The organism is Streptomyces sp. adm13(2018), from assembly GCF_008042145.1.
Taxonomy (GTDB): Bacteria; Actinomycetota; Actinomycetes; order Streptomycetales; family Streptomycetaceae; genus Streptomyces.
Genome location: NZ_RDBH01000141.1, coordinates 907,182 through 920,040, shown reverse-complemented (window position 1 = coordinate 920,040; position 12,859 = coordinate 907,182). Strand labels below are relative to the sequence as shown.

The 12,859-nt window shown below is 71.3% G+C and carries 10 protein-coding genes; 7 read left to right on the top strand and 3 right to left on the bottom strand.

Annotated elements, in window-relative coordinates:
* Window positions 1-8 precede the first annotated feature (8 nt).
* From EAO70_RS32295 to EAO70_RS32265, 7 genes are all read left to right on the top strand, one after another.
* Entirely contained in the window at window positions 9-422 is a 414-nt protein-coding gene (locus EAO70_RS32295) for a roadblock/LC7 domain-containing protein (protein WP_030325548.1), read from the top strand.
* A 166-nt stretch (window positions 423-588) separates the two neighbouring features.
* Complete coding sequence (locus tag EAO70_RS32290) at window positions 589-993, top strand: DUF742 domain-containing protein (RefSeq protein WP_121834079.1); 405 nt, start codon at window positions 589-591, stop codon at window positions 991-993.
* Complete coding sequence (locus EAO70_RS32285; RefSeq protein WP_055602619.1) at window positions 974-1,555, top strand: GTP-binding protein; 582 nt, start codon at window positions 974-976, stop codon at window positions 1,553-1,555. Before EAO70_RS32290 ends, EAO70_RS32285 begins: the two co-directional genes overlap by 20 nt.
* A 342-nt stretch (window positions 1,556-1,897) precedes the next feature.
* Window positions 1,898-5,203, top strand: a complete 3,306-nt coding sequence (locus EAO70_RS32280) for a nitrate- and nitrite sensing domain-containing protein (RefSeq protein ID WP_148006321.1) — start codon at window positions 1,898-1,900, stop codon at window positions 5,201-5,203.
* 7 nt (window positions 5,204-5,210) lie between these two features.
* Complete coding sequence (locus EAO70_RS32275) at window positions 5,211-5,624, top strand: roadblock/LC7 domain-containing protein (RefSeq protein WP_148006640.1); 414 nt, start codon at window positions 5,211-5,213, stop codon at window positions 5,622-5,624.
* 92 nt (window positions 5,625-5,716) lie between these two features.
* Window positions 5,717-6,271 (top strand): DUF742 domain-containing protein, encoded by a 555-nt coding sequence (locus EAO70_RS32270; RefSeq protein WP_148006320.1) that lies wholly within the window; start codon window positions 5,717-5,719, stop codon window positions 6,269-6,271.
* Window positions 6,252-6,833 carry a GTP-binding protein gene (locus EAO70_RS32265; protein ID WP_073912790.1) on the top strand — a complete coding sequence of 194 codons (582 nt, stop codon included), beginning with the start codon at window positions 6,252-6,254 and terminating at the stop codon, window positions 6,831-6,833. The genes EAO70_RS32270 and EAO70_RS32265 overlap by 20 nt, the downstream gene beginning before the upstream one ends.
* A 228-nt stretch (window positions 6,834-7,061) precedes the next feature.
* Here the strand turns inward: EAO70_RS32265 and EAO70_RS32260 are convergent, their stop codons facing one another.
* From EAO70_RS32260 to EAO70_RS32250, 3 genes are all read right to left on the bottom strand, one after another.
* On the bottom strand, window positions 7,062-7,265 hold the full coding sequence (locus EAO70_RS32260; RefSeq protein WP_030320260.1) for an acyl-CoA carboxylase subunit epsilon: 204 nt from the start codon (window positions 7,263-7,265) through the stop codon (window positions 7,062-7,064).
* 14 nt (window positions 7,266-7,279) lie between these two features.
* Window positions 7,280-8,863: an acyl-CoA carboxylase subunit beta gene (locus tag EAO70_RS32255; protein ID WP_148006319.1), complete on the bottom strand. Its 1,584-nt coding sequence runs from the start codon at window positions 8,861-8,863 to the stop codon at window positions 7,280-7,282.
* Window positions 8,864-9,136: 273 nt separating this feature from the next.
* Window positions 9,137-12,859 (bottom strand): endo-alpha-N-acetylgalactosaminidase family protein (locus EAO70_RS32250; RefSeq protein WP_148006639.1); only part of this gene is annotated, 3,723 nt, incomplete at its 5' end.

The window sequence follows — 12,859 nt, the reverse complement described above, 5'->3', positions numbered from 1 at the left end:
TGAACGCGATGAGCCAGGCGGCGCAGAATCTGAACTGGTTGATCACCAACTTCGTGGACAACACCCCCGGGGTGTCCCACACGGTGGTGGTCTCCGCCGACGGACTCCTGCTTGCCATGTCCGAAGGATTCCCCCGTGACCGCGCCGACCAGCTGGCGGCGGTCGCGTCCGGACTGACCTCGCTGACCGCGGGCGCGTCCCGGATCTTCGAGGGGGGCCCCGTCGCGCAGACCGTGGTGGAGATGGAGCGAGGCTTCCTCTTCCTCATGTCGGTCTCCGACGGTTCCTCGCTGGCCGTGCTCGCACACCCCGAGTGCGACATCGGCCTCGTGGGCTACGAGATGACGCTGCTGGTCGACCGGGCCGGCAGTGTCCTCACCCCGGATCTCCGCGCGGAGCTCCAGGGAAGCCTGCTCCACTGACCGGTCCGCCCCCCGGACACGACCTCACCGCACGACCGAACGACAGGGCGGTACGCCCCTCCGTACCGCCCTGGCACCGTTATCCGTCCGGCCGCCCCACCCGGCCCCCCACCGGCCCCATCAGACGTCAGACGGCAGAAGGCTTGCTGTCACGCCCGGAGGATTCATGACCCCGCCCCCCGCCTCTCACGATCCGTACGGCTCCTCAGTCGACGAGTACGGGCACGAGGGCGACCAGCCGCTGGTGCGTCCGTACGCGATGACCGGCGGCCGGACCCGGCCGCGCTACCAGCTCGCCATCGAGGCGCTGGTCAGCACCACGGCCGACCCGGCGCACCTCGCCACGCTCCTCCCGGAACACCAGCGCATCTGCCACCTGTGCCGTGAGGTCAAGTCGGTGGCCGAGGTGTCGGCGCTGCTGTCGATGCCGCTCGGCGTCGCCCGCATCCTCGTCGCCGACCTGGCGGAGGCCGGCATGGTGGCGATCCACCAGCCGGGCAACGGAGAGACCGGCGGCACGCCGGACGTGACTCTGCTCGAAAGGGTGCTCAGTGGACTTCGCAAGCTCTAGCGGCGGTGCTGCTCGGTCGACCACCAGCGCGAAGATCGTGGTGGCGGGTGGCTTCGGCGTGGGCAAGACCACGTTCGTCGGCGCCGTCTCTGAGATCAACCCGCTGCGCACCGAGGCCGTGATGACGTCCGCGTCCGCGGGCATCGACGACCTCACGCACACCGGTGGCAAGACGACGACGACCGTCGCCATGGACTTCGGCCGCATCACCCTGGACCAGGACCTGATCCTGTACCTCTTCGGTACGCCCGGTCAGGACCGCTTCTGGTTCATGTGGGACGACCTGGTCCGCGGCGCCATCGGCGCCGTCGTCCTCGTCGACACCCGCCGGCTCGCCGACTGCTTCCCGGCCGTCGACTACTTCGAGAACAGCGGCCTGCCGTTCGTCATCGCCCTCAACGGCTTCGACGGCAGCCAGCCGTACCAGCCGGAGGAGGTCCGCGAGGCCCTCCAGATCGGCCCCGGCACCCCCATCATCACCACGGACGCCCGCCACCGCGCCGACGCCAAGAGCGCGCTCATCACCCTGGTCGAGCACGCCCTCATGGCCCGGCTGAAGTAGGCGGAGGCCCTGGACGGTCGTCCTGTGCCAGCGCGCCCGGGGGCGGTCTGTGTCGTTCGACACGACCGCCCGCGTGTTCATAACGTTTCGACAGAGAATTGGGGCGCCCCGGACACCCGATGCATCCGATCGGTGTCGCTGCGCTCACCTGAGCCCCGTCTTTTGGCGGGGCTCGCTCTTTATGCCCGTTTTATACGACGCACACGCCCGTGAAACCGTCCGCGTCCCACTGTTTGGAACCGACACCCTTCACGTGCTGCAATTCATGAACTCCCGAGTAGTACGGCCCTGAACGAAACACCGGCACAACGTAGGTGCCGACGCCGAGAGGTTGTTGGTCGAGTGAGGCGCAGCAAGGAAAGCTCCGCGGAGCAGGAGACACGGGGCAACTTCACCCCGCCGTCGCGCACGGCGATGTCGCCCGCGGACGTGCCCGTGACGCAGCCCGCCGTGGCCCCTGCCCCGGGCAGCTCCAGCAAGCTCTCGCCCCGCAACTGGCGGGTGCCCACCAGGCTGAACGCGATCCTCTGCATACCCGTGCTGGTCGGCCTCGTCATGGGCGGCTTCCAGGTCAAGGGGGCGATCGACACCTGGCAGGAGGCGCAGGACGCCGAGAAGACGGCGCTCATCGTGCGCGCCGCCTCGGAGTACAGCACCGCCCTCCTCAACGAGCGCGACCTCACCGCGGCCCCGCTGCTCGCGGCCAAGACCGCCGAGGACCGCAAGAGCGACGAGGTCACCAGGGCGTACGCCGCGACCGACGCCGCCAAGGTGAAGTTCGACGAGGCCGCCAAGGATCTGCCCTCGGGCCAGGGCCTGGAGCGCCGGCTGAACCTCTTCCGCGAGGAGGAGCCGAAGCTGGAGGCGCTGCGCAAGGCCGCGTACACCCGCTCCCTCGACCCGGTGAACACGCAGCTCCAGTACACCGGCGTCCAGCACTACCTCACCGAGTTCTCCAACGAGCTCGGCCTCGGCACCGGCAACGTCACGGCCTACGGCCGCAGCGTCTACGCCATCCAGCTGGCCAAGGGCGCCGAGTCCCTCCAGCGCTCCATCGGCACCCAGCTCCTGGTCCGGCCCAGCCGTACCGAGTCGGTCTTCGCCCAGCAGTCCGTGGCGTTCAACTCGTACAACTACCTGGAGCAGATCGCCCTCGGCGAGTTCTCCTCCGGTGGTATGCCCGAGGACGTCGAGATGCTGAAGAAGGTCATGGCGGGCAAGGCCGCCGCGGGCGCCAAGCAGATGCAGGCCGCCGGCCTGGACCTGCCCAAGGGCAAGGACGGCTCCGTCTACTCGGGCGCCGCCACCGCGATCGGCACCGCCAAGGACCCCGAGGGCCTCGCCTCGCTCAAGGCGAAGGGCATCACGGCCGAGTCCTGGATCGCCATCGCCACCGCCAAGTTCGAGGGCTACTCCGAGGTCGAGAAGACCCTGGTCGACAAGGCCGTGGACGAGGCCGCCAAGATCTCCGACGAGGCCAAGACGGACGCCTGGGTCAACGGCGGCATCGTCGTCATCGCGCTGCTCGCCGCCTTCATCCTCGCCGGGATGATGGCCCGCCAGATGAGCCGCGCCATGCAGCAGCTGCGGACCGCCGCCTTCGGCATCGCCGAGCAGCGCCTGCCGATGCTGGTCGACCAGCTCTCGCGCACCGAGCCCGGCCGGGTCGACACCCGTGTCGAGCCGATCCCCATCGACACGCAGGACGAGATCGGCGAGGTCGCCCGCGCCTTCGACCAGGTCCACCGCGAGGCCGTCCGGCTCGCCGCCGAGCAGGCCATGCTCCGGGGCAACGTCAACGCGATCTTCACCAACCTCTCGCGCCGCAACCAGTCGCTGATCGAGGGCCAGCTGACCCTGATCACCGACCTGGAGAACAACGAGGCCGACCCGGACCAGCTGGAGAACCTCTTCCGTCTGGACCACCTGGCGACCCGTATGCGCCGCAACGGCGAGAACCTCCTCGTCCTCGCCGGCGAGGAGCCCGGCCGCCGCTGGGACCAGCCGGTCCCGCTGGTCGACGTGATGCGCGCCGCCTCCTCCGAGGTGGAGCAGTACGAGCGCATCGAGCTGGCGGGCGTGCCGGAGGCCGAGATCCACGGCCAGGCCGTGACCGACCTCGTGCACCTGCTCGCCGAGCTCCTGGAGAACGCCACCACGTTCTCCTCCCCGCAGACCAAGGTCCGCGTGACCGCGACCCGTCTCCCCGACGGCCGCGTGATGGTCGAGATCCACGACAAGGGCATCGGCCTCACCGCCGAGGACTTCGCGGACATCAACCACAAGCTGGCCAACCCGCCGACCGTGGACGCGGCCGTCTCGCAGCGCATGGGCCTCTTCGTGGTCGGCCGGCTCGCCGACCGGCACGGCATCCGGGTCCAGCTCCGCCCCTCGGGCGAGCAGGCCGGGACGACCTCGCTGGTCATGCTGCCGGACGCGATCACGCACGGTGGCGGTGGCGAGCAGCCGCTCCAGGACGACTTCACCGTCTCGCAGATCATTCCGCAGCAGCAGCAACAGCAGCAGAGCGCCTTCGAGAGCGCCCCGCCGCAGCAGCAGCCGATGCTGACCGCCGCCGACCTCGGCTTCGACGACTCGCGCTACGAGCAGCCGGCCGAGGAGGAGCGCCCGCTCGACCCGGTCGACCGCTCGCTGAAGCGCGAGGGGCGGCGCGCCGCCCTGGAGGCCCAGGCGCAGGGTGGCGACCGGCCGCTCTTCCGCGACGAGGCGCAGCCGTCGGAGGAGTTCGGGCAGCAGGCCCAGCCGCAGGGCGGCCAGTACGGCCAGGGCCAGGAGTACGGTCAGCAGGGTCAGGAGTACCCGGCCGACCCGTTCGCCCCGGCGCAGGAGTACGGACAGCAGCAGGCGCAGCAGCCCCAGCAGTCGCAGGAGTACGGCCAGGAGTACGCGGCCGGGTTCCCGCAGCAGCAGGACGGCTACGGCTACCCGCAGCAGGGCTACGAGGCGTACCCGCAGCAGGGCTATGCGGAAGCCTCGTACGAGACCCCGGGAACCGAACACCAGCAGTACGGCAATGCGTTCGACACCCAGTCCCACCAGGGAGACTGGCAGGATCAGAGCGCTTACCAGGGCGGCTACCAGCAGCCGTTCGGAGCGGAATCGGAATCTGCCCCGAGCGCTCCCGAACAGGCCCCCGAGCGCGTAGGCTTCGACCGTCCGGGTCCGACTCAGAGTGCCGCCCCGGACGCCGGCCACGCACTGACCGACGCCGGACTGCCGCGCCGCGGCAGCGTCGCCTCGCCGACCCAGCGGGCGCCGCAGCAGCAGGCACCGCAGCAGGCCAAGCCCGCGCAGCCGGCGCAGGAGCAGCAGCAGAACGAAGCCGACCCCACCGACGACTGGCGCTCGACCAACGACGAGCGCTGGCAGCGGGCCGGGAAGCTCAAGGACCCGAAGGCGGGCGGGGTCACCTCGTCCGGGCTTCCCCGCCGGGTCCCGAAGGCCAACCTGGTCGAGGGCACGGCCGAGCAGACCCCGCAGGGCGGCCCCCAGGTCTCCCGCGCACCCGAGGACGTCCGGGGCAGGTTGAGCAACCTGCGCCGCGGGGTCCAGCAGGGACGCAGCGCGGGAACGGACACGAACGGATCGGGCCTCGGCCCGGGCAGTACCTACAACCAGGAGCGTTAGTGTGAGCATGAGCCAGGCGGCGCAGAATCTGAACTGGTTGATCACCAACTTCGTGGACAACACCCCCGGGGTGTCCCACACGGTGGTGGTCTCCGCCGACGGACTCCTGCTGGCGATGTCCGAGGGATTCCCCCGCGACCGCGCCGACCAGCTGGCGGCCGTCGCCTCCGGACTGACCTCGCTGACCGCGGGCGCGTCCCGGATCTTCGAGGGCGGGGCGGTCAACCAGACCGTCGTGGAGATGGAGCGGGGCTTCCTCTTCATCATGTCGATCTCGGACGGCTCCTCGCTGGCCGTGCTCTCGCACCCCGAGGCGGACATCGGTCTCGTGGGCTACGAGATGGCCCTTCTCGTGGATCGCGCGGGCACCGTCCTGACCCCCGACCTCCGGGCGGAGCTTCAGGGAAGTCTTCTCAACTAACAGACAGACAGTGCGTTTCGCGCCACCGCCCCGTAAGGTGCGGTGGCGCGGTTCCAAGGGACATGGACCGCGAGGCAGTCGGAGGAGGAGACGTGGGAACACCACCGGGCTCAAGCCCGTACAACGGTTATGACGCGCACCAGGCGCCGCTCGGCGAGACCGCGCACAACCGATTCAACTTTCCCTCCACCCCGAGCAGACAGGGTGCGTCGCAGCCCTATCGGCAGCCTCACGCCCAGCCCGCGGGTGCGCAGGGCTCCTCCCGCGCTTCGTCGGCCGCCGGCTCCAGCAGTGCGGGCGGCTCGCACAACCCGCTGGTGCGTCCGTACGCGATGACCGGCGGCCGGACCCGGCCGCGCTACCAGCTCGCCATCGAGGCGCTGGTCAGCACGACGGCCGATCCGTCCCGGTTGCAGGGGCAGTTGCCCGAGCACCAGCGGATCTGCCGGCTGTGCTTCGAGATCAAGTCGGTCGCCGAGATCTCGGCCCTTCTCTCCATCCCCCTCGGCGTCGCCCGAATCCTCGTGGCCGACCTGGCAGAGGCCGGGCTCGTCGCCATTCACCAGCCGGGCGGCGACGAGGCCGCCGGCGGTCAGCCAGACGTGACACTGCTCGAAAGGGTGCTCAGTGGACTTCGCAAGCTCTAGCGGCGGCGCGGCCCGTTCAACCACCAGCGCGAAGATCGTGGTGGCGGGTGGCTTCGGCGTGGGCAAGACCACGTTCGTCGGCGCCGTCTCTGAGATCAATCCGCTGCGTACCGAAGCCGTCATGACGTCTGCGTCCGCGGGCATCGACGACCTCACGCACACCGGCGACAAGAAGACGACGACCGTCGCCATGGACTTCGGCCGCATCACCCTGGACCAGGACCTGATCCTGTACCTCTTCGGTACGCCGGGCCAGGACCGCTTCTGGTTCATGTGGGACGACCTGGTCCGCGGCGCCATCGGCGCCGTCGTCCTCGTCGACACCCGCCGGCTCGCCGACTGCTTCCCGGCCGTCGACTACTTCGAGAACAGCGGCCTGCCGTTCGTCATCGCCCTCAACGGCTTCGACGGCGCCCAGCCGTACCAGCCGGAGGAGGTCCGCGAGGCCCTCCAGATCGGCCCGGACACCCCCATCATCACCACGGACGCCCGGCACCGCGCCGACGCCAAGAGCGCGCTCATCACCCTGGTGGAGCACGCCCTCATGGCCCGGCTGCGGTAGCTGTCCCCCGGCGCCCCGCACCGCGAAGGCCGCGCTCCCCTCGGGGGACGCGGCCTTCGGCGTGTCCGGGACCCCTCGTCGGCGGGTTCGGGGCGCCCCGGGCCGGCGTACCGGCTCCCGGGTGCCCTGTACGGCGCGTCAGGGCCCGGGAACGGCGCGTGAGCGCCCCGGGAGCGCGAAAGAGGGCCTGAACCCGGTGTGACCGGGTTCAGGCCCTCTCTCGGACGCTCAGCGCCAGCTGTGCGGCGCGCGGAAGCCGTGCTCGCGCTCCAGGCGGCGCCAGCCGGCCGTGGTGCGGCCGCGGTGGCCCGCGGCGGTGTCCTCGTCGGACCGGGCGGCGGCACGGGCGAGCAGCACCGCCGTGATGGCGGCCAGCTCCTCGGGGTCGGCGTGGCCCTTCTCTACACGGAGAAGGTTGGCAGGCGTGGTCACGTGGATGACTCCTCTTACTGAGGCGGGTTGCCGTGCTTGCGGGACGGCAGGTCGGCGTGCTTGGTGCGGAGCATCGCGAGGGACCTGATGAGCACCTGGCGGGTGTCGGCGGGGTCGATGACGTCGTCGACCAGGCCGCGCTCCGCCGCGTAGTACGGGTGCATCAGTTCGGCCTTGTACTCCTTGACCATGCGGGCCCGCATGGCCTCGGGGTCCTCGGCGTCCGCGATCTGCTTGCGGAAGATCACGTTGGCGGCGCCCTCGGCGCCCATGACCGCGATTTCGTTGGTGGGCCAGGCGTACGTCAGGTCGGCGCCGATCGACTGGGAGTCCATGACGATGTAGGCGCCGCCGTAGGCCTTGCGCAGGATCAGGGAGATCCGGGGCACGGTCGCGTTGCAGTACGCGTACAGCAGCTTCGCGCCGTGCCTGATGATTCCACCGTGCTCCTGGTCGACGCCCGGGAGGAAGCCGGGGACGTCCAGAAGGGTGATGATCGGGATGTTGAAGGCGTCGCACATCTGCACGAAGCGGGCGGCCTTCTCGGAGGCCTCGATGTCGAGGACGCCGGCCAGCGTCTGCGGCTGGTTGGCCACGATGCCGACGACCTGGCCGTCGAGACGGGCCAGCGCGCAGATGATGTTGCGGGCCCAGCGCTCGTGGACCTCCAGGTAGTCGCCGTCGTCGACGAGCTCCTCGATGACCTTGTGCATGTCGTACGGGCGGTTGCCGTCGGCCGGGACCAGGTCGAGGAGGACGTCGGAGCGGCGGTCCGCCGGGTCCTCGGAGGCGACGGTCGGCGGGTTCTCGCGGTTGTTCTGCGGGAGCATCGACAGGAGGTAGCGGACCTCCGCGATGCAGGTCTCCTCGTCGTCGTACGCGAAGTGGGAGACGCCGGAGACACCCGCGTGGACGTCGGCGCCGCCGAGGCCGTTCTGGGTGATCTCCTCGCCGGTGACCGCCTTGACGACGTCCGGTCCGGTGATGAACATCTGCGAGGTCTCGCGGACCATGAAGACGAAGTCCGTCAGCGCCGGGCTGTAGGCCGCGCCGCCGGCGCACGGGCCGAGCATCACCGAGATCTGTGGGATGACGCCGCTCGCGCGGGTGTTGCGCTGGAAGATGCCGCCGTAGCCGGCGAGCGCCGAGACGCCCTCCTGGATGCGGGCGCCCGCGCCGTCGTTCAGGGAGACCAGCGGGGCGCCGGCCGCGATGGCCATGTCCATGATCTTGTGGATCTTCGTCGCGTGGGCCTCGCCCAGCGCGCCGCCGAAGATCCGGAAGTCGTGCGCGTAGACGAAGACCGTACGGCCCTCGACCGTGCCCCAGCCGGTGATGACACCGTCGGTGTACGGCTTCTTCGCCTCCAGGCCGAAGCCCTGGGCACGGTGCCGGCGGAGCTGCTCGACCTCGTTGAAGGAACCAGGGTCGAGCAGCAGCTCGATGCGCTCGCGCGCCGTCAGCTTGCCCTTGGCGTGCTGGGCCTCGGTCGCGCGCTCGCTCGGGCCGCTGAGAGCCTGCTCGCGCAGGACGTGCAGCTCGGCCACTCGGCCACGGGCGTCGACGGGCTCGCTCGGGATCTGGTCCACAACGGTCATGTACCGACCCTACGAAGTCGGACAAGAAAACCCCGCCGTCGACTCCGTACAGTCTCGCGTGTCGAATCCTGGTGAGGCTGGACAGAACGAGGAACCGTTCGGCACGAGTCAACAGCCAGGTACCCCTCGTGTTTGTAGGGGTTCGACATGGACCCCGGCGGGCCGGGAGTCGTCGGGCCGGTTCCGGGCCCCAACGTAGTCCACGCGCGCGGAAGGGCCCGCACCCCCCGTGGGGGGTGCGGGCCCGGCGCTGCCGTGGGTGGTCTCGGGCGGTCAGGCTCCGCAGTGGAAGCGGGCGGCGCCCCAGTCCGCGTGGTCGTTGCCGTTGCCGTCCCCGCCGTCGTCGGCCACCAGCTCGACGTAGTCGGCGCCGGTGACGTCGGCGGTGAGCGGCCAGGCCGGGTCGGCGGCCCGGAGGACCGGCGACGTCACCCGCTCGGCCCCGTCGGCGAGGACGGTGAACCGGACGCTGCCGCGCGCGGTCTGGACGTCGTCCACCCCGACCTCGGCGGTGAGGGAGGTGCAGCGGCCGCCCAGGTAGTAGCGGACCTTCGCGGGCGCGTGGCTGCCGAGGCCCTTGGCGTACGTCACTCCCCCGATGCGCAGCGGGGAGCCGTCGCCGGTGCCGGTCTCGCCGTTGGAGAGGTCGCGCTCCACCGGGCCCCAGCCGTTGGTCGCCGAGGTCCAGTCGAGGTCGCTGGCCCAGGTGTCGGCGGTGGGCGGCGGGGGCAGCGTGCGGACGGTGGCCGCGGTGGTGAGCTTCCGCGCCCCTCCCCCGACGGTGTAGGCGAGGGAGGCGTCCAGGGTGTACGGCCGGTGGGCGACGTCCACCGGGGGCGTCACCTGCCAGGTGGCGGTGGCCCGGCCGCCCGGCGCGACCGTGCCGAGGGCGACGGGGGCGGCCGGTTCGGCGGTCCAGCCGGCCGGCAGGACCAGCTCGGCCTGGGCACCGGAGACCTCGGTCGCCTCGTCGTTGCCGAAGGTCGCCGTGACCTCGTTCGGGCGGCCGGGGAGCAGGGTCTCGGGGGCGGTGAGGGTGAGCGTGCCGCAGGCGGCGGGCTCGGCGGCCGGTCCGAGGTCGGTGACGGTGAAGTCGTCGAGGACGAAGTCGGCGCCGTCCGGTGCGTCGGCGCGCTTGCGCAGGCCGGTCCAGGTGTCGCCGCAGCCGGCGGTGACGGTCTCGGCGAAGTGTCCGTCGGTCCGCTGCTGCCCGATCGGGGTGCGGCGGGTCTCGACCTGGGTGCCGTCCGCACGGTCGTAGCCGGTGATCCACTCGTACGCGCCCGCGTGGCTGGACCGGTAGGCGTAGGCGACGCGGTAGCGGTGGCCGTCCTTCATCGGGACGGTCCAGGGGGCGGTCCGGTAGACCAGTCCGCTGTTCTCGTCGTGGGACTTGAGGGACTCGGCGCCGCCGATGACGTCGTCGATCAGCTTCCCGTTCCAGCCCGCCCGGGTGTAGGGGGCGTGCAGCTGGGCGATGTGGGTGCGCGGGTCGGTGGTGCCGCCCGCGTCGCCCTTGAGGAAGGGGCCCCAGCCCTGGTCGACGGCCTCGAAGTCCTCGTACACCACGGTCCCGGCCTTGGTGGCGGGGGCGTTGGCGACGATCCGGACGTCGTCGACGCGGACGGCGGCGGCGCTGCCGGCCGCGGCCTCGATCCGCAGGGTGGTGGCGCCGCGGGGCGCGGTGAAGGTGACCTTGGCGCGCTGGAGGCGGGTGCCGTTCCAGTCGGAGGCGGCGACCCGGTCCTGGAGCGCGGAGCGTGCGACGGTGACGGTCCGCCCGGCGACGGAGAGGGTGGTGGGCCGGGTGGCCCCGGGCTGTACCTCGATGAGGGCCGAGGCGGTGTACCGGCGGCCCGGGGTGAGGCCGGTGATCCGCTGGCCGACCGAGGCGGCGCCGGCGCCGGTGAGCCTGGCGCTGTTGCGGCCCTGCGCGTCGGTGTCCCGGGCGACGGTGCCGGTCCTGGTCCAGGCGGTGAGCGCGGCGTCGTTGAAGCCGGGGTCCGCGACGGGGGTGCCCTGGCCCCACTTCGGGGCGCGCTGCTCGGGGGCGCGGTCGGGGTACAGGACGTAGGGCTGTCCGGCGGCGGCGTCGAGGGTGATCCGCCCGTCGACGGGCCGTACGGTGGCGGTCTTCACCCGCCCGTTGTCGGTGAGCCGGTACACGGAGTACGAGCGGGCTCCGGCGGGGACGGCCCAACTGGTCGTGCCGCCGGTCCTGTTGTAGTGGTAGAGCTTCTTTCCGTCGTCCCAGGGCAGCAGGTACCGCTCGCCGTCGAGGACCTTGCGGCCGTGCTCGTAGAAGGTGCGGACGCCGTTCTCGACGGTGCCGCGGACACCGCCGGTGAAGGTGAGGTCGTCGCCGTTCCAGCGGGTGATCCGCTCGTGCTGGAGGTACTTGGCGGGCAGGTTCCGCTGCCAGACGTTGGCGGTGAAGTCGTTCCAGTCGGTCTCGCCGGTCCAGCCCTCGAAGTCGACGAGGGCGGTCTGGCCGAGGACCGGGTGGTCGTTCCAGACGTCCTTCTCGCCGTTGCGGATGAAGCGGACGATCTGCGAGTTGAGGCCCTTGTTGGTGGCGCCGCCGTAGTCGAGGTCGTTGGCCCAGTGGGACCAGAGGGAGGCCCGCTCGAACTTGTCGGACCACTCGGTGGCGATGTTCCAGCCCTGCCGCCGGACGGCCCTGGCCGTCTCGTCGGCGATCCACCCGTGGGTGTAGTAGACGTCGATGTAGAGGGTGGAGAGGTTGCGGTCGGTCTCGTCGCGGAGCTGCTGGAAGCGGCGGGCGAGGTCGCCGCTGTTGATGTCGCGGCGCTGGTCGATGTAGTAGCTCTGGTTGAGCCAGTTCCAGCCGGGCTTGGTCTTGTCGACCAGGGTCTCGCTGAAGTTCCTGGCCTCGGGGTAGGCCTCGGTGGCGTTGACGTGGACGCCGAAGTCTGCGCCCCACTTCCGGCCTTCCTTGAGGAGGGTGTTGAGGTCGGCGAGGCCGCCGGCCCGCTTGTTGTAGTTGCCGCCGTAGTCCGGGTGGGCGGAGTCGTGGCCCTCGGAGCCGTATCCCTTGAGCAGTGCGAACTGGCCGAGTCCGTCGGTGGAGAGCGAGATCCGCTTGACGTCGTCGAGGGTGCGCAGGAAGGGGTGGGTGGCCTGTGAGGCGAAGTTGAACGGGATGTGGGCGACGACCCGGTCGGGGGTGTCCTCGCTGCCCGGGGCCCTGATCCCGATCGTGCGGAAGGCGACGGCGCCGTCCTGCCAGTCGGTGGTGCCGTCGCCGTTGGCGTCGGGGGTGACGACGACCTTGGCCCAGGGCAGTCCGTCGCCGCTCGCGGGCTGGGGGGCGCCCTCGCCGCGGTAGGTCCACTGGCCGGACCAGACGCCGACCCGGGTCTCGGTGCCGGTGCCGGTGGCCTGTGTGCGGGCCTGGTGCCAGAAGCGGGCGCCGTCGCGGGCGGACGCGCCGGAGGGCTTGTCGAAGCTGGAGTTGGACTCGACGGCGGCGGCGAGCCGGCCGGCGCTGACGATCGCGTAGCTCGCGCCGACCGGGGCGGGCTCGGCGGCCGTCGCGTCGGTGACCCGGGCGAAGACGTCGGCGGTCCTGGTGGAGTCCGGGTCGAGCCGGGTGAACGCGGTCGCGGCGCCGGGGTCGGAGGAGCCCACGGAGACCAGGTCGTGGCCCGGTATGTCGAGCGTGCCGACGCGGAAGGCCTCGGTGTCGCGGACGGCGGTCACCCGGAACGTGGTGGTCCGCCCGTCGACGCCGAGCCGCGCGTCGATCTCGACGCCGGGCAGCTCGGGGAGGACGAGGGTGTACGCGGCGGAGGAGGCGGTCAGGACGGGGGCGGCCTTGACCCGGACGTCCCGGGCGGTCCCGTTGAGGACGATCTTCGTGACGGGGGCCGTGCTGCCGAGCAGCCGGGCGCCGCTCGCGCGGTCGGTGTACGAGAGGACCCGGGGGAAGTCCTCGGCGACGGCCACGGCGAGCCGGCGCGAGGCGATGACGGG